This window comes from Blautia parvula, from assembly GCF_020215665.1.
Lineage (GTDB): Bacteria > Bacillota > Clostridia > Lachnospirales > Lachnospiraceae > Blautia > Blautia celeris.
This window is the reverse complement of sequence record NZ_CP084061.1, coordinates 5,913,618-5,932,237: the sequence shown is the minus strand read 5'-3', so window position 1 is coordinate 5,932,237 and position 18,620 is coordinate 5,913,618. Positions and strand designations below refer to the sequence as shown.

Annotated in this window: 15 protein-coding genes; 1 reads left to right on the top strand and 14 read right to left on the bottom strand. The window is 35.8% G+C overall.

All coding sequences use genetic code 11. The features are described 5' to 3' along the window. Positions 1 to 27: 27 nt before the first annotated feature. From LC508_RS26890 to LC508_RS26835, 12 genes are all read right to left on the bottom strand, one after another. Complete coding sequence (locus LC508_RS26890; RefSeq protein WP_033143071.1) at positions 28 to 1,089, bottom strand: acyltransferase family protein; 1,062 nt, start codon at positions 1,087 to 1,089, stop codon at positions 28 to 30. A 21-nt stretch (positions 1,090 to 1,110) separates the two neighbouring features. After that, the gene (locus LC508_RS26885; protein WP_033143070.1) at positions 1,111 to 2,184 is read right to left on the bottom strand and encodes an NAD-dependent epimerase/dehydratase family protein; all 1,074 of its coding nucleotides are present in this window, start codon (positions 2,182 to 2,184) and stop codon (positions 1,111 to 1,113) included. 4 nt (positions 2,185 to 2,188) lie between these two features. After that, on the bottom strand, positions 2,189 to 2,968 hold the full coding sequence (locus LC508_RS26880) for an IspD/TarI family cytidylyltransferase (RefSeq protein ID WP_033143069.1): 780 nt from the start codon (positions 2,966 to 2,968) through the stop codon (positions 2,189 to 2,191). Beyond that, on the bottom strand, positions 2,965 to 4,737 hold the full coding sequence (locus tag LC508_RS26875) for a CDP-glycerol glycerophosphotransferase family protein (protein ID WP_033143068.1): 1,773 nt from the start codon (positions 4,735 to 4,737) through the stop codon (positions 2,965 to 2,967). Before LC508_RS26875 ends, LC508_RS26880 begins: the two co-directional genes overlap by 4 nt. A gap of 25 nt (positions 4,738 to 4,762) precedes the next feature. Then, positions 4,763 to 5,503: an ABC transporter ATP-binding protein gene (locus LC508_RS26870; RefSeq protein ID WP_033143067.1), complete on the bottom strand. Its 741-nt coding sequence runs from the start codon at positions 5,501 to 5,503 to the stop codon at positions 4,763 to 4,765. Positions 5,504 to 5,511: 8 nt separating this feature from the next. Then, a complete protein-coding gene (locus LC508_RS26865) occupies positions 5,512 to 6,288 on the bottom strand; it encodes an ABC transporter permease (RefSeq protein ID WP_225305272.1) in 777 nt (258 codons plus the stop codon). Beyond that, entirely contained in the window at positions 6,254 to 7,543 is a 1,290-nt protein-coding gene (locus tag LC508_RS26860) for a CDP-glycerol glycerophosphotransferase family protein (protein ID WP_103733126.1), read from the bottom strand. Before LC508_RS26860 ends, LC508_RS26865 begins: the two co-directional genes overlap by 35 nt. 30 nt (positions 7,544 to 7,573) lie before the next feature. Continuing rightward, a complete protein-coding gene (locus LC508_RS26855) occupies positions 7,574 to 8,359 on the bottom strand; it encodes a LicD family protein (RefSeq protein ID WP_033143064.1) in 786 nt (261 codons plus the stop codon). Next, a complete protein-coding gene (locus LC508_RS26850) occupies positions 8,352 to 9,170 on the bottom strand; it encodes a glycosyltransferase (protein WP_033143063.1) in 819 nt (272 codons plus the stop codon). The genes LC508_RS26855 and LC508_RS26850 overlap by 8 nt, the downstream gene beginning before the upstream one ends. A gap of 23 nt (positions 9,171 to 9,193) precedes the next feature. After that, a complete protein-coding gene (locus LC508_RS26845) occupies positions 9,194 to 10,555 on the bottom strand; it encodes a sugar transferase (protein ID WP_033143062.1) in 1,362 nt (453 codons plus the stop codon). 141 nt (positions 10,556 to 10,696) lie between these two features. Continuing rightward, a complete protein-coding gene (locus LC508_RS26840) occupies positions 10,697 to 11,659 on the bottom strand; it encodes a glycosyltransferase family 2 protein (protein ID WP_118593812.1) in 963 nt (320 codons plus the stop codon). Between the two features lie 55 nt (positions 11,660 to 11,714). Continuing rightward, positions 11,715 to 13,541: a glycosyltransferase family 2 protein gene (locus tag LC508_RS26835; RefSeq protein ID WP_181014523.1), complete on the bottom strand. Its 1,827-nt coding sequence runs from the start codon at positions 13,539 to 13,541 to the stop codon at positions 11,715 to 11,717. A gap of 186 nt (positions 13,542 to 13,727) precedes the next feature. Here LC508_RS26835 and LC508_RS26830 point away from each other — a divergent pair, with 186 nt between their 5' ends. After that, entirely contained in the window at positions 13,728 to 14,684 is a 957-nt protein-coding gene (locus LC508_RS26830; RefSeq protein WP_033143059.1) for a glycosyltransferase family 2 protein, read from the top strand. A gap of 41 nt (positions 14,685 to 14,725) precedes the next feature. Here the strand turns inward: LC508_RS26830 and LC508_RS26825 are convergent, their stop codons facing one another. Together LC508_RS26825 and LC508_RS26820 are read right to left on the bottom strand one after the other, a co-directional pair. Beyond that, positions 14,726 to 16,138: an ArnT family glycosyltransferase gene (locus tag LC508_RS26825; protein ID WP_054352265.1), complete on the bottom strand. Its 1,413-nt coding sequence runs from the start codon at positions 16,136 to 16,138 to the stop codon at positions 14,726 to 14,728. A gap of 17 nt (positions 16,139 to 16,155) precedes the next feature. Continuing rightward, complete coding sequence (locus LC508_RS26820; RefSeq protein ID WP_118593813.1) at positions 16,156 to 18,609, bottom strand: glycosyltransferase family 2 protein; 2,454 nt, start codon at positions 18,607 to 18,609, stop codon at positions 16,156 to 16,158. Positions 18,610 to 18,620: the final 11 nt, after the last annotated feature.

Here is an 18,620-nt window from a genome sequence, read left to right as displayed (position 1 = left end):
GATCAGTTTAATGCTCCTAACATGGATTCATTTTACTGATCTTCTTTTAATAATACTTTGTATTTGAACAAAAATAAACGTTACGATGCAACTAATAATAATAATCAAACAGTAATTTAACAATCCATATCTGTTTAACTGTATCCCATTTAAATTATAATCAAAATTATATTTTCTAAAAAATGTTCTAATCCAAATATGGACAATATATAATTCCAAAGAATATTTTCCAGCTATTTGGAGAATATTAAAGTCTCTAGACCCATGACGTTTATGATTTTTTTCGAAATATTCAAAGCAGAAAATACATATAAGGCATATCACTAGCGTCAATGTACAATACCAGTATCTGACTGTCATCCCTCCAATATGATACTCATATGTAAACATTCTATAACTATATCCTATAAAAAGTGCTGTTATCTCCCCATAAGTCACTCTTTTATTGGCTTTAGCAAAATAGCCGCATAAAACTCCAATAATAAATATAGGTATCCTTGTCAATGCTATTTCTACTTTACTATAATAATCAGGAAAGATCAGTTTAATACTAATATTAAATATTATAACTAATCCTATCATTATCCAAACTCTTGTCACCTCTGATTTTCCCTGTCCACTACCATCAAAAATACACTTATATAAGAATGGAAATATTAAATAAAGAGGTATCAGAAGCCCAAAATACCATAGTCTTGTATATCCCTCAGTCCAGAAAGATATTAATGTTATATTTTTAAGAAATGCTGAAAAATTTCTATGGATAAACAAATCTTGTCCAATCCAAAAAGGAAGCGAAATTAAAAGATATGGAAAAATCACTCTGACCATTCTTCTTTTATAGAACCTTTTCATATCAGGATTCTTATTATATGAATAGTAAAGCCCTAAACCTGAAAGAAAAAGAAATATTTCTACGCCTCCTCTTCCTTTCTCTAAGACAAAATTAATAATCTCTAAAGGCTTTGGTAATATCATTCCAATTTCATTCCCGTGATACAGAACAATCCATATAATGGCGATTCCCATCAGCTTAGTTCTATATTTACTCAGCAACCCCCAATGATATCCTTCACCGCACTTTTCCATTTATATTTACCTTACCCATATTTATTTTTTATCGAATTGCATACTCTTTATTAGTCTGGTATACATATCTTTTAAATTCACAGTAGGCTTCCAGCCTAACAATTTCAGCTTTGTATTATCCAAACGTATTACCATTTCAGGATTATAACCCAACTCTGCAACATTTTCTGGTATATCGTATACGACTTTAACATCATTATCAGATGAAAGCTCAGAAACCAACTCAGCCATTTCTTTTATAGAAATAACAGTATCCATATTTGTAACATTATAGGCTTCCCCAGTTTTACCTCTTGTCAGTAAACATATTATAGCTGTTATTGCATCTTTTGTATAACAATAACTTCTAATCGTTCTTCCTGATGTATGCAAAACTATATCTCTCTTTTCTATTACACATCTCGCAAATTCTGCAAACACTCTGCCATCATCATATGAAACACCCGCCCCAAAAGTTTGTGATAGCCTTGCCACTGAAACAGGCACATTATATTCTTTTGCATAAGCTGCACATAGACACTCTGCCATTCTCTTTCCTTCAGAGTAACTACTACGAACCTGCATTGGATCCAGATATCCATAATCTTTCTCAGTAATATAATTTACTTTTTCATCAGGTGAACCATACACTTCTAAGGAAGACAAATACACCATTTTTTTTATGCTCTTTTCTCTTGCAATTTCCAGAATATTCTTTGTTCCACGTAACGCCGTAAGAATCGTTTCAACAGGATTAGAAACAAAATATTTTGAACTTGTTGCACTTGCCCCATGAATAATATAGTCAACATGCTCAGGAATTTTTATTTTTTCATTTATATCACAGATAAATAAATCTACTTTTCTATTTTCCAGAAATCCTCTAAATACATTCTCTGCCTTCTTTTTATTTCTTGCCAATGCAATAATTTTTATATTTTTATTATGAATACTATTATACAATACTATGGATTTTACAATTTGTGAACCTATCATACCTGTTGCTCCAGTGACAAGTACTGTATTTTCATCATCTATTTCATTAAAAAAATCACTGCTTGCAGCATCACACAAATCTGTATACAATATTGGATTCTTAATACTTTCTGTACACATACTTCTAATCTTCTCCATTCTCTACCATATTTTTCATACGCGCATCAATATAATCTGTTAAGCCCAAACCAAAAGCCTGTTCATTTTCTTTATATTGAAGCAATGCCCGAAACATATATACATCTTCTGGCGTTGTCACTTTAATATTTCCTCTATTCCCCATTACCATATGCGCTTCCATATTCTGGCTCTTTATAATTGTGCAAGCATCGACCATATTTTCATATCCATTTGGTGAATTTCTAACTTGTTCATGAGCATATAAAATATCCTTTAGATAAAAACTCTGAGGTGCCTGTGCAGCATAAGTCTCCTTTCTATAAGGAACTTTATCTACCCTTTCTCCATATTTACTTAACAAAATGGTCTCATAACATGATGTACACGTTATAGCATTACCATATTCTTTAACACTTTTAATATTATTAGAAATAACATCATAAGCAACAAATGGACGTACACCATCATGCAAAAGCACAATTGAATCTTCTGGATTTTCTTGCGAGGCTTTTTTTAACGATATATATATAGAGTCCTGTGCAGTTTCTCCTCCATGCATTATACCTGCGACTTTTGTTAGATGATATTCTTTTACAAGTCCATCCATATAAGGAATGTAATCTTCCAAAACGGATATATAAATTTTATCTATCTTTTTGTGATATTGGAAAAGCTGCAATGTGTGAATAATAATAGGTTTTCCATTTACCTCTAAAAACTGCTTTGGTATTCCAGCGCCCATTCTCACTCCACTACCACCAGCAAAAATAATAGCTATATTCATATCGTATTTTTCCTTTCTTGCAAATCATTATCCAACAATGGCTGTAAAAAATCCAGCTCCTTCATTCTCTCTATCTGTTTTTCTACTATATTAATCTCTTGTTCTATCTTTTCTGGCATTTTACCTAAAACGATCCAATCAATTACTCTATCTGATGCATGACTGTCAATAAAATCAAAATGCTGTATAACGTATTCCTCTACTTTTTCATATTCAAAATCTTTTGTCCTAAATGCTTCCATAAGCTCTGTAAAGTTGTAACATACTTTACCAGGTGCCGACTCCTCATAAGGCCGATGAAATCCCCTTGAAAAAGAATACTGTATCTTGTCGTATGCAAAAAACAACATGGGTTTTTTCATTAATGAATACTCAAATATATTAGATGAATAATCCGTTATCAATATATCAGTAATATAAAATAAATCATTAATATTCGGATATAAATTAACATCAATAAATTTATCACTAAACTTTTCCGGTATAGGAACAGGCTCGCTAACCCACGGATGCATCTTAAATAATACCACATATTCTTTTCCACACAACTCGTAAAACTTTTCAAAATCTATTAATTCATACGGATAATATGCTTCTTTTTTATTTTTCCCTCTATATGTCGGCGCAAATAATACCACTCTTTTTCCATTACATATAGGGTATCTCTTATACAAATCTTCCGTTACCTTCTTACGATAATCATTGTCCAAATATTGATCCATTCTAGGCATTCCTGTAGGTAAAACAAGCTCATCATTAATTCCCCAAACCTCAGAAAAAAAAGGCGCAATACTTTTTGATCCTGCTATTCCATAAGTATACTGCCTGTGACAACTCTGTGGGCTTGGACATCCTTTATGTCCCCATCTACTATATCCTGAAGATTTGAATCCAGCACCCGCATGCCATAATTGAATTACTTTTACGTCATTATCTAATTTCAACCAATCTAACACTGGAGCATGATCATCTAAAAAAATCATCCCACTCTTAGCTAATTTGTAAATTAATTTTATCCAGCTTCTATATGACTGTGGTTCAGCAGCCGCTGCTCTAGCAGAAATCAATATACAATATTCTTTATCCATTCCGCGCTGTTGCATTCTTTCAACTACTGCCTTTAAATTTGATTTAATTGAATCATTTTGTTCAGTCATAAATAGGATGGTTTTCGTTCTTTTTCTTTTATTAATCACTGAAAAAAACTTATATAAATTGCGCAAAAAGACCCTGCTACTTCCAAAATATCTTTTGATACATTTATATGGTCCACGATATATACGATACTCTTTATTTGATGGAAATCCTTCTCTGCTTTCTGATGCCTGCAGGATATGCATTCTGAAAGGCAATTCTTCTTCATCATCTTCTATATAAAATTTAATCGTATATACCTTATGTCCGTTTGCATATTCAAAATTTCTTGATTTTTCTTCCATATTAATGGGATAATTAAAATCAGCTGCACATTCAGCTAATACTTCATCTCCTACGCAAGCCAAAATTCTGTAGGTCCCAATTGGTAAACAACGCTTTTCACCATTATTTGTAATGTTAAGGCTTAAACAATACTGATTTTCTTTTATAAAACTTAATTTTAACCTAGCTTTTGCAGCACCAATCCCATTTACTGCATAAAACTCCAGACTTTTCCAATCAATTGTATTATCTTTAAATTCAATTTCTATATTAAAATGAACAAAAATTCTTTCCCATTGAATATCTACTAATTTAATAACTAACAACGCTTCATCAATTCTGTATAACATTTTTCTATTCCTTCATTACCTTCTTCTATTTGTCTATCATATCCTGATATTGTTGTGCAATTTCTTCAATATCTCCCATAGCAACTAAATGTCCTTGCTCTAAAATCATCGCTTTATTACATATCCTTTTAACCTGATCTAATGAGTGTGAAACAAATAAAACTGCTGTTTCTCCATCCATCATACTCATTATTTTTCCTTCACTCTTTTTTCTAAACTTTGCATCCCCAACAGAAAGTACTTCGTCTAAAATCAAAATTTCCGGATCCATAATAGTTGCTATTGAAAATCCAAGTTTACTCTTCATACCTGATGAATAATTTTTTAAAGGCACATCTATAAACTTTTGAAGTCCAGAAAATTCAACAATCTCTTCATATTTTTGATCGATAAATTTTTTGCTATATCCTAACACAGCACCATACAGATATATATTTTCTCTCCCCGTATATTGAGGCTCAAATCCCGCTCCCAATTCTAATAACGGTACGATCTTACCCTTAACCTTTACAGTTCCTTCTGTCGGTTTAAAAACACCAGCAATAATTTTAAGTAAAGTACTCTTTCCAGCTCCGTTAAGTCCTAATATACCAATTCGATCTCCTTTAGACACACTAAAGCTAACATTTTGCAATGCCCAAAAGCTATCTTTTCTAAGCTCTCTTCTTATCAACTTTATAAAATACTCTTTTAAATGATCCACCTTTTCTTTACTTAAATTAAACTGCATACTGACATTATCAACAACTAAAATTTCTTTTTTCATTTTTTCACCTACACATGTAATATAAATTGATCCTGCTTTTTATAAAAAGCTATATTTCCTATAACTAATGCAATTACGCTAACAATAGCCGCATAAACCAGCAAATGGATATTCATCTGCTGTCCTAAAATGGCATCTCTAAAATTTTGGATTATACAATATAAAGGATTCAGCTTTAGTATCCAGGAAAAACCACTGTTCATTATTTTTTCAGGATAGTAAAAAATAGCACATGTATACATTATTAACATTAAAATAACTTCCCACAAATATTCCATATCTCTAAAAAACACAGTAATTGTTGCTAAAATCATTCCTACACCATATGTAAGAATCGGAAGTAGTATTAACGGAAATATTATCTGCACTACATGCCAGGTTGGCTTGACTCCACAATAAATCCCTAAAACGCCAAGTACTAATAAAGATATCAAAAAAATTATATAGTTAAATAATATACAGGAGAGAGGATACAGATACTTTGGTACATATACTTTACAAATCATTTTAGAATTTGCACGTATTGATCTCGCTGCAGTCTTTGTAGCTTGCGAAAAAAATGTATATAATAATCTTCCACATAATATATACATCGGAAAATCCCTGCTTTTATTTCCAAATAATGTACCAAATACAATAGTAAGAACGCATGTTGTAAGCAAAGGTTCCAGCAATGACCAGCAAACGCCTAAATAAGACCTTCTATATTTTAATTTTACGCCCTTCTTTACTAATTCTGATAATAAGAATCTACGATTCCAAAAAGTCCTTAGATATTTCTTCATTTTCTTCATTCCTCGCTAATTGTTTTATCAATCTCTCCACTCTTTCTGCGGCATGTCCGTCTTCTACAGATCCCTTATCAGAAAGAAATTGCTTTACCTTTTTTTCATATACATTTTCATCAAAATCATCTATATTTTTACAAAGCTGTTCATTATTTTCAGCTATCAAAAAAGGAGTGTTTTTTAACGGATAATACAACCCCCTTACTTCATTATATATATCATTATCTGTTGCAAAAATAAAACCAGGTCTTCCAGTTAAAATAAAATCAAATATACAGCTAGAATAATCTGTAATAACAGCATCAGATGCTAATAAAAGTTCTTGTATATCAGGATAATTTGTTGCGTTTATACCTATTTTTATTTTTTCCAGACAAAGTTCAGATTTTGGATGATATCTAACAACAAATTCCCAATTACCCCCAAAACGTTCTTCAATTTTTCTTACTACTTTTTCTGAATCCAAATACTCCGCTCCGTATAGACCATTATCACGAAATGTAGGCACATATAATAAAATCTTACTTTCTTCTGAAATTCCCAACTTTTTTTTAACTTTTTCTCTTACTCCATCATTTTTCATAAAAAAGAGATCATTTCTTGGATGTCCGTATTCCAAAATATTCTTAACATTCCAAAATGCCTGTTTATAAATTTTTGTTTCGAAATCACTATTTGAAATCCAATAATCAGTTACATCTGCATTTTTTTTTGCAAGATACTCCCAATTTTTGTCTATCACCAAATTCCTACAATCACCTTCAATTTTTTTAATGCCAAATGATCCATGCCATAATTGAATATATACTTGTCCCTTTTTCTTTTGAAGACCTTTATTTAAATATGCAATTAAATGATAATTGCATATCCAAATACCCGCAGATGCATATTCTTTAAATGCCTCTTCTGACATATACTCTACTAATCTTATGTTTTTCGGAAAAAGATGTTTATTATTCGCAACGTCCTTTACAACCCATACTAAATCATACGTTCCAGGCGTTCTTAATAATCGCTCTGCAACGTACTTACAATTACATCCATATCCCATTCCCATATAATTATCAAAAATAATCTTATTTTTTTGTATAGGTATATATCCCCATTTACTCTGATACCTTTTTTGCAAAGAGAATCTAATATTAATTTTGGTATTTCTAATCCTATAAATCTTATAATCGTTCTCAATTGTATACAGAACAAATATTTTCACTAATTTTTTCAATTTAATCAGTAATCTTTTCTTTTTCATCTATCACACTCCAGCATAAATTCACACATTTTAAAGTTTACAATATAAATAAGAATCATGCTGCGGTTTCCTCTGTTGGATATCCGGTAGTTCTTTCCATTTACCATATAACTGTGTTAAATATTCGCTCTGCATAGCTGGTGCCCAAAACTCAGAACATCCAAATTTTACTTTTTGCAATGGTACAAGCCACTCCTTTGGCATAATTTCTTTTGAATAACCTGCTACCCCAAATAAACTGCATATATTAGAACTTTTTTCAATACTCCATCTGATAATATATTTTTTACAAAGCCTGATTATCACTTTCCATACTTTATCCGGTATTATTTTTAATAAAATTTTGGAAATCTCACGTGCAAACCTCCCCTTATTTTTTACAGGTAAATGATAAATACCCAAATAATAAATAAGGGCTAAATATTTTTGTATCATGCGCTGCACTTGATTATTTGGTACTCCATCAATAGGATGTATGTCTATCTTAGGAGCATGAGTATACACCTCTGTGATATTGAAATCATAAAGATGCCCAATAGGCGCTTCTGGTATTATTTTATCTTCTACCGGTGAGTAATCTAACCCCTTTAATTTATTATTATTGCCACTCATGAATGCTTCCATTTTTTCAAAATCATCACGAAACATAGCTACATCGATGTCATCATCCCACGGAATAAATCCCTGATGACGAAAAGCACCTAAAGCGCTTCCACCCACCAAAAAAAATTTAATATTATGTTCATCACAAAAACACTGAAATTCAATTAACATTTCCATGAGATGATCTTGATATTTCTTTAATTTATTATCCATTTCTTTTTCTCAACATTTTTATATATACCAATTTACGTATCATATTAGGAACTAAAGTAATCAAAATTGTAACTCCGCATGCTTTTACATACTCCCCAAATCCCAGCAATCCTATTTCTTTCTGCATCTGTCTTAACCTCAAATATCTCCGACAATATACAATCCCCCCACGTCTATTATACATCTCATCAGATACGCGAGCTTTAACCAGAACCTTTTGTACATTATAAAATTTATAGTCTTTCGCGAGCATTCTACACCATAAATCATAATCTTCCAGAAAAGAAAAATCCCTGTAATTACCAGCCTTCAGCACATCAGCTTTTCTAAACATGACAGTCATATGATTTATGGGATTTCTGTACTTAGCATATTCCCATATTTCCTTTTGCGTCTCTGGCATATTTTTTACCTGTGAGATAATACCTCTATCATCAAACTCCCGCATTAACCCACCACAAACAGAAATATGCGGATTTTTCTCCATAAAATCCTTCTGAATCTTAAAACGTTCTGGTTCAGCAATATCATCTGTATCCATACGCGCCACTAATTCATACTTGCTTAATTCCATGCCTTTCCTCAAAGCCAAACCAAGTCCTTGGTTTTCGTCAAACTTATAAACTCTCATATTTGGCAAAATCTTCAGATACTCTTCTATTACCAAATACAATTCTTTCGTAAGCGGCCCATCTTCTATAAGGATTACCTCATCCGGCGCCAAAGTCTGAAATCTAATACTATTCAAAGACATCTTTAAATATTCTGGCTTTTCTTTTTTATAAACAGATAACAAAACAGAAAACTGCATTTAAATAAACCCCTATCTTCTATCTATACATTTTTATCACATAAATTTTCCTTACTATCGACGCCTTCCGTACTCTCCTTCATCAACATTATTTTAGGAGTTAATATCATCAGCTTAAAATCCAACCAAATAGAATAATTCCTAATATAAGTGAGATCAAGTTTCAATTTGTCATATGAAGTAGTATTATACTTACCATATATCTGGGCATAACCTGTCAGTCCTGCCTTTACTTTCAACCTATAACGGAATTCAGGTAAATCTTTTTCAATTTTTTGTGCAAGTTCCGGCCGTTCTGGTCTTGGACCGACAAAAGACATATCCCCTTTCAAAATATTATAAATCTGAGGTAATTCATCCAATCTGGTTCTTCTTAAAACCTTACCAACTCTTAGAATTCTATCATCTTCTTTTCCTGCAAGACGTGGACCACTTTTCTTTTCTGCATTTTGAATCATTGTTCGAAATTTATAAATCTCAAAAACTTTACCGCAATATGTCAAACGCCGCTGTTTATAAAACACCGGCCCCCAATCGTCCAACTTAATACAAACAGCTATAATCAGAAATAAAGGTAACGTTACAATTACTGCAATACATGATAATATAATATCTACTAATCTTTTTATAATCAACTGTTCAATTAATAATCCATCGTTTTTTGATAAAAGTAATGGTGTATCAAAAAGTGTAAGTTGTTCTGAACTCCGAAGCAGTACATCTGATATTTTAGGAATACTATAAGTTCTTATGTCCTTATCAAAACAATATTTTAATATAAGATTTCTTTCATGTGCTGGCATGTCACCTATAATAATTCCATCATATTTATCAATTTCTGAAACTATGTTTTCTATTCCATTCTTATAGCTAGTAGATTTCTCAATTTTAAATTTGTCCATACGGGAATTCATTTTTTCCATCAAATAATAATCCGAACGTCTTCCTGAAATTAAAAGCATATTTCTTGGAGGAAATATATGTATATATATCCTTTGATAAATAAGACTCCACATTATTATTATCACTACTTGTAAAATTGTCATTCCGATTATAGAAAATGGATTGAAAAATCTCTTTGCAAGTACCGATATTTGAAAATACGTAAATGTATTTGTAAAAATAACCGATAAGAGCTGAGAAAATATTAATTTCCCCTTCTCCTGCAATCCAACAGTAAAACCTCCATACATCTTCATCATAAAAAACAGAATGACAATATACAAAAAAATCATCATCCAATTTCCTCTTCGAAAAAAAGGCAGACGTATTATTTTGTTAAAATAATTAATCCAAGTATAACCATAAATTCCTGAAACCACGGTTATTAGTACTGCTGAAAAAAGCAATCTGACTAAACGTTTAAACTTTTCTTGAACCTTCATAAAATTTATCTCCCGTTAACAGATGCTGCCAAATTACTATTTGGCAAATACTTTTGTAATACGATTATAATATTCTTGTAAAGTATATCACTATTTTGATTATGCGACAAGAAAAACCTCTTTCCAATTTATTTGCTATCTCTATCCCTTTAATCTCCGTATTATATTATACAACAATTCAACTTCCATAAATAGAAATTCTGATATTTCTATAGTATTAAATCTTACTTTCTTATTTCTGTTCTTCCCGGAAATCTCAAACCCATTTTTTATCCCCGCAATATACTCTCTTCCAAACCCCTTAACAGCAAAAAAAACTGCCTTCACTCCAAATCCCACTGCAAACAGCGGCAAATTCAGCACGATCTGCCAAAGCGGCATGTTTTTATATATCATGTACACATTGTTCCTGGAAGAATATCTGACTTTAAAAAGATTATACCTGGAGCCGCTGGTGCCGCTTCCCACATGGTATACGCGTGCTGTGGGACAAAACCAGTTTTCATATCCATGAAGCCTGGCCCTGTACCCAATGTCCAGGTCTTCCAGATAGGCAAAATGCTCCTCATCAAAGTATCCGATTTCGTTTAAAATACTTTTTCTATAGATAGCAGCTCCCGCACAGGAGGCAAATATCTTCTTTCGCTTATTATAATTTTCCTCCGGCTTACCTTTACCGTCGGCAAAAGCCCATCCAAGGGCACAATAATAATTTCCGGCATCATCTATCCTGCTGTGATCATGCATCTGCAGCATTTTTGCCTGACACGAAAAAATATCAGGACTTTTTTTAATGTCCTGAACTAAAGCCTGAATAAATCCCTCCTGGACGATAGTATCATTATTCAAAAGCAGTATATATTTTGCCTGTGAACTGTGTATTCCCACATTGACTGCCCCACAGAAACCTGTATTCTCTCTTAGAGCGATCTGTCTGACCTGCGGATAATTCCGGCTGAGATATGGAATACTGCCGTCTTCTGACCCATTATCCACCACTACAATTTCAAATGAAGGAAAATCCTGCATGAGCAATGCGTCCAAACAGTCTTTTAAATATTTTTTTCCATTAAAATTAGGAATAATTACAGATACTTCATACATGTTTTTCGGAAACCTTTCCGACACAGTCTTAGAATAAGACTGTGTCCTGAGATTTTTATTCTTTTGGTCGCAGGGAATAGTTCCATTTTGTAAGAGAAAGATTTTTATTATAGTAAGGATCCCCTTCTTTTAAAAGTGTTTCCCACCGGCAGCGCATGAACTCAATTTCACTCTGAAATCTGCGCACCTTCTCTTTGCTGTCCTCTGTCCCACGGCTCTTTGATTCATAATGATACAGCTCTGCATAAGGATCATAAACAACCAGATATCCATTCCGGCGTACACGAAGGCAAAAATCCACGTCATTAAATGCAACTGTCAGTTTTTCCTCAAATCCATTGACTTCAAAAAATACTTCGCGTTTTACCATCATACAGGCAGCCGTGACCGCACTTAAATCCTGCTGCAGGGAAGCCTTATGCAGATAACCGGTACGCTCTCCCGGCATGTTGACGAACATATGTCCGGCGATTCCACCGATACCGATGATTGTACCTGCATGCTGGATGGTTCCATCCGGATAATACAATTTTGCTCCCACAATCCCTGTATCCGGCCTTTGGCAGTGTCCGAGCATCTCTTCCATCCAATTAGGAGAAATCACTTCCATATCATTATTTAAAAACAGAAGATATTCTCCTTTTGCTTTTGATGCCGCATAATTATTGATCGCAGAGTAATTAAATGGCTTCTTCCATTTTAGAAGACGTATTCTGTCCTGTCTGCTCAGTTCACGATAATATGAAAAAATCTCCTCTGTCTCACTATTATTTTCCACAATAAGGATTTCAAAATTTTCATATGTTGATTTCTCAAAAATGGAGTCTATACACTTTTTCAAAGCTTCCTTCTCATCTTTATTAGGGATGATAATGGAAACCAGAGGAGACTCCTTCACCTGATACTCCACTCGATAAAAACCATAGTCTTTTGTATGGCTGACCTTTCCGTTAAGACCACTGCGCTTTAAATTGCCTTCGATTGCCCGCTTTCCCGCTTCATAGGCATACATTTTGCTGGCCGGATTATCCGCTGTGGAAGCCTGATGAGTCCGCCAATGATACAAAATTTCCGGTATATGATATATTTTTTCAGCGCTCTCAACACATCGGAATATAAAATCATAATCCTGGGCACCATCAAATTCACTGCGGAAACCGCCTGTCCGTTCCATGATTCCGCGTCTTACCACAAACAGGTGACAGATATAATTATTCGCCCGAAGCAGATCCGGATTAAAATCCGGCTTCAGATGAGGCTGAAAATGTTCCGACAGATCTGCCCTCACCTTATCTTCATCCGTGTAGATCACATCAATGTCCCGATCTTTTTCCAAAGCTGACGCGATTTCATACAGAGCATTAGGGGCAAGCAGATCATCATGGTCCAGAAGTCCAATGTAATCACCTGTGGCCATGGCGAGGGCCGCATTAGTATTCTCTGCGATTCCAAGATTCTTGTCCAGTTTCTTCCACACAATTCTGCTGTCAAAAGAGGAATATTCTTTCAGCGTAAATTCCATGGAGGCATCTTCCGGACTGGCATTGGCTATACACAGTTCCCAGTTGCTGTAGGTCTGCTCTCTCAGAGAATCCATCATTTCCCGCAGAAATTTTTCAGGTGTTTTGTATGCCGGTACCACAATGCTGATCTTAGGAGAATATTTCCATACCCGTTTCCGCTGTTTATCTAAATCTGCTTCTGTGGGACGGTAAGCTTCATACCAGGGACCATACGGAACCTCTTCCGGTTCAAATCTTTCGTGCAGACGAATCCAAAATTCCTTCGGTCCATAATGTTTTAAATAGCGGTACCCCTTCTGTATGGTATACGGAGAAAGCTTTTTCAAAATTCTTCCCCACTCCAGTTTTCCTTTAGACATAACTTTTACCTCTGCAAATTCCATTCTTTTGGGCAGATTTACCCGTCCTTTTACTTATATACCCGTACATTCTACCACATTTTCTGTTTAAAGGGAACCTCGAATGTGCTATACTAAAGAAGATTGAGTTTAAACGGTTACTGTTCACGGAGTGAACAGTAACTAGAAATACAAGGAGGTCATATTTTGAAACTGGATAAAAAACTCTCTTTTGTTATTCCCTGCTATTATTCCGAAAAAACAATTTCTCTTGTTGTAGATGATATTTTCAAAGCATTTCCAAAAGAGGATTATCAATTTGAGATCATATTGGTAAATGACGGCTCCAAGGACAATACCTTCTCCGTGATCAAAGGTCTGGCAGATAAATTCCCGCAGGTCATTGCCGTGAATCTGGCCAAGAATTTCGGTCAGGATGCTGCTCTGATGGCCGGATACACTTATGCCACAGGAGACTATATCATTTCCCTGGATGATGACTGCCAGAATCCTCCGATAGAGGCTCATAAACTGATCGCGAAAATAGAAGAAGGATATGATGCTGTGTTTGGAAAATATCATGTAAAGCAGCACAGTGCCTTTAAAAACTGGGGAAGCCGCCTGAATGATAAGATGGCTACCATGCTTCTGAAAAAGCCAAAGGACCTTACCTTATGCAGTTATTTTATCATGAATTCCTTTGTAAAAGATGAAATGCTGCGTTATGACAGTGCCTTCCCTTATATATGGGGACTTATCCTGCGCACAACAGATCACATTACCAATGTTTTTATTGATCATAAAAAACGTGAAGTTGGTACAACTACTTTCACCCTCGGAAAACTGATCATGCTGTGGCTGAATGGTTTTACCTCTTTTTCTGTAAAACCCTTGAGGATCGCAAGCTTTTTCGGAGGGTTCTTTGCATTCCTTGGTTTTTTGCTCACTATCATTATGGTAATCCGCCAGTTTATCTGTCCGGAACCGATCATCGGCTGGACTTCTCTCATGTGTGCCCTGCTCATTGTCAGCGGTCTGAATATGCTCATGCTGGGGTTGATGGGGGAATATATCGGAAGGATTTTTATCAGTCAGAATAAATCGCCTCAGTTTGTTGTACGTCAGCTGTACCGTCAGGAAAAGCCTGAAAAGGATGAGGATTAAGAAGAAGCCGTACGCGGAATGATATGCGTACGGCTTCTTTTTTAACTGTAATTAGGTTTAAATACAAAATAATATACAGCGACAGCGGAAATGATATATAAAACACTCAGTATAATATAAGTCCATTTTCTGTATATTTCTTTTTTCACAAACCTGTCCATTATGTTTTCATATCCCAGCGTGATAAAATACATAAAAGGTATCAACATTGGCATAAGATAACGCCCCTGGGCCTGGAATTCACTGGAATATGCATATTTTACCAAAAGAATAAAGGGAATCACCATGGCGATGAGCATACAAATGTGAAATAGATTCTTTGTATCCCATCTGCGCTCTTTTCTGATGGTTATAAACAGAGTGGTTCCTGATTTATCCCTTCTGCGTCTTACTTCTTTTTCCTTACCGCTTACAAAAAACTGCTGTCTGATACAGAGCAACATTCCCAAAATTCCAACCGCATATACCAGGCAATAGACTGCTGACCAGATTCTGGGCATAAATATATCCATAAAACCAAATGTTCCGACAAAACTGACCGCAACTGTTGTCAGCCAATTGCATTTCCATTCTCCGGGAATCCAAAAAAACATATCTGTAATACCCATTCCCATCTTTTGCGGCGTCATGCGGTTAGAGGGCTTCAAATCCTCCCTGGCATACAGCTCTGCATATTCCGAAGATGTATTCATCCCCAAAATATCTCCGTGATAGAGAATGCCGTTTCGAATAAACCACCAGCCTGCCAGAAGTATAATGACCACTGTGATCAGTATCCCGAGAGACAGCATTTTCTTATAGTTCCAACGCTTCCCTTCACATAACAGAATGCTGCCGCAGAAAAAGAACACGCTGCACAGAATAAAGCCATAGGCATTATAATAAGACAATGCACAGACTGACAATGCTGCTCCTAATTCTATACAGACTTTCACATTCCAGCCTTTATCCATGGCCTTTATCCAGCACCAAACGATCCATGCCGCAGAAAATACCGCAATGGAATCTGTATTGATATAAGAGTGAATAAACACAGCCCCCGGTAAAAAGCAGACAAGAACGGTAAAAAATACTGCAGCTTCTTTTTTAAACATCCGCTTTCCTATTTTAAGTGTCAAAAATGCAGTAGCAGTACCGAAAAACACATTTACGAGCCTTGCCGCAATTACAGGTGCCATCTCTGCTGCTGATAACAAAGATGCTGCTTTCCCCAGTATTGCTCCCATTATATATGGAAGTATAGGATTGAAAGCATAGGAAATGCCCCAAAATTCATTCCTGATCTCAGGGTCTCCACCGTGAGGCAGGCTGCCATGTTTCATGATATATTCCACGATCTGATAGCGCATTCCTTCATCTGGGGATGCATTCAGAGGCTGTATCACTGCCCAGCAGAGCAAAAATATAAATACTGCCCCCAAAAACAGAATCTCAGGTAACTTCTTTCTTATCATGGGTCTCCTTAACATTTTCATCCATTACGCCTCAGTGAAAAATCCTGGCTGTCCAAAGTCAGGTTCGGATTGTAATACGGATCTCCATCTTTCAGTATCTCCGGCCATCTTTTTTCAAATGTCTCAATTTCTCTGGCAAACCTGGCCACCTTTTCAGGTGTATCATCCAATCCTCTTGACTTTGACTCATAATGATACAGCTCCGCATAAGGATTATACACAACCAGAAATCCTGCCTTCTGAAGCTTCAGACAGAAATCAATATCATTGAAAGCCACTTCCAGTTCCTCGCTCAGTCCGCCTGCCATATCATACGCTTTTCTTTTCACCATCATACACGCTGCGGTAACAGCACTGTAATCCTGTGCGCAGATGATCCTGTGGCAATAACCGGATTCTCCTCTCTTCTGCTGTACGAAACAATGGCCTGCTATCCCTCCAAATCCGATAACTACACCTGCATGCTGAATTGTCTCGTCCTCATAGTATAATCTGGCGCCAACTGCACCAACATCACTGCGCATACAATACCCCAGCAGTTCTTCCAGACAGTCTGCATTGATGATTTCTGTATCATTATTGAGAAGGAGCAGATATTCTCCTTTAGCATGGGAAATACCAAAATTGTTGATTGCAGAATAATTAAACTTTCCTTCCCAGTAAACTACATGGGCTTTTGGATTTTCCTGTTCCAGTTTCCGATAATAGGCAAATGTGGTCTTTTCTGTGCTGTTGTTCTCTACTATCACATATTCATAATTTCTGTAACTGCTTTTTTCCTCAATGGCCCTGATGCAGCGTTCCAAATCATCCGTATGATCTTTGTTCGGTATGATAATAGAAATCAGCGGATCATAGTCCCTGATATAATGTGTCCTGTAAAGCCCCAGGTATTCCCCGTTCTCCACGCTGGCCTTCACACCGATTCTGTCATAATGTGCCAGTATAGCTTTCTTTCCTGCTTCAAAGGCGTATTTCTTACTCTCCGGGTTTTCTGCTGTTGAATCTTCATGGCAGCGCCAGTGATACAATACTCTGGGAATATGATAAATGTGCTTTCTGCCTGCGTATTCCACACAACGGAATATGAAATCATAATCCTGCGCTCCGTCATATTCTTTTCTCAGCATCCCCACCTGTTCTATGATCTCTCTTCTGACGACAAACAGATGGCAGATATAATTCACGGTGCACAGCAGATCGATATTAAAATCAGGCTTAAAATGAGGCTGGAAGAATTTATTGCCATCCATGGTCATCTTATCTTCATCTGAATATAAAACGGAAATCTCCTGCTGTTCATTCAGTGCTTTTACACATTCAAAAAGCGCATCCGGCGTAAGCACATCGTCATGATCCACAAAAGCTATCAGTTCACCTTCTGCCAATCCAATTGCAGCATTTGTATTCTCTGAAATCTGCATAGGCTTATCATGAAAACACACCTTAATGCGGTGATCTTCCCTTTGATATGATTCAAGCAGCGTCTTTATTGGAGATTCACCGCCGCTGCCATCTGACAGACACAATTCCCAATTTTCATAAGTCTGATTCTGCAGGGAACCAATCATCTGCTTCAGGTATCTCTCAGGAGTCTTGTACAATGGTACCACAACACTGATCAGAGGTGAATACGGAAACTGCGTTCTTCTCTGGTTTTCCAGCTGTCCCGGCGTAGGTACATGCTTGGGAAGCCATTTCTCATATGGAATCGGTCCTGGTTCCTGATTGGTCGCCTTTCTGACTACTTTCTGCAGCAGCGCGCCCGCACCATGCATTTTTAAATATCGTGTCCCTTTGTGATAGTACCGTATGAGTTTTTCTTCCATAAGCTTTGAGGATTTTAAATGTATTTTTCTTATGGTTTTCGCATTTTTCCCGTCAAATACAAGATAAATATATGGATTATTTCCGCAAGGAAATTCCACATAAAAACCGGTATCCTCCTGAAGCCTGGCTTCCCTGTGCTGAGCCTGAACATCAGGCCTTTTTGTTCTCTGCACCTGAACAGCCAGCCGTTTTTTATTCTCATCCTCTAAATAAATACTGAGTGGCTTTTTATAGACAGCCCACCCTCTCAGCCTGCAGGTACCAGCTTTTCTGTCCACTGCAGTTTCTTCTAGATAATACTGTGGCTTTCCCTGCTTTCTCTGAAGCTGTACGACAGAGACAGAAAACCATTTCTGCCTGCTTTTGCCGTCCACTGCATAGATAACCAGTTTTTTGTATTGCTCCAGATGAGAAGGCAGCGTGACCTGTATTTGAATACGCATGCCGCTTGTCAGCTGCATGTCCTGAAACCGGTCCATTGCACTGACATATTCCTGCGGCCTTGCCTCAACCGATATTTTTTTTCCATCCAGAACAGCTTCTGCCTCATAACCTTTTGGCCAGGTACCCTCCAGAAGATACAAATTTCTGTCAGTGAGATGAAACCGCTCTCTTTTCACTTCATATATTTCTCTGGACATGCTAAATCCTT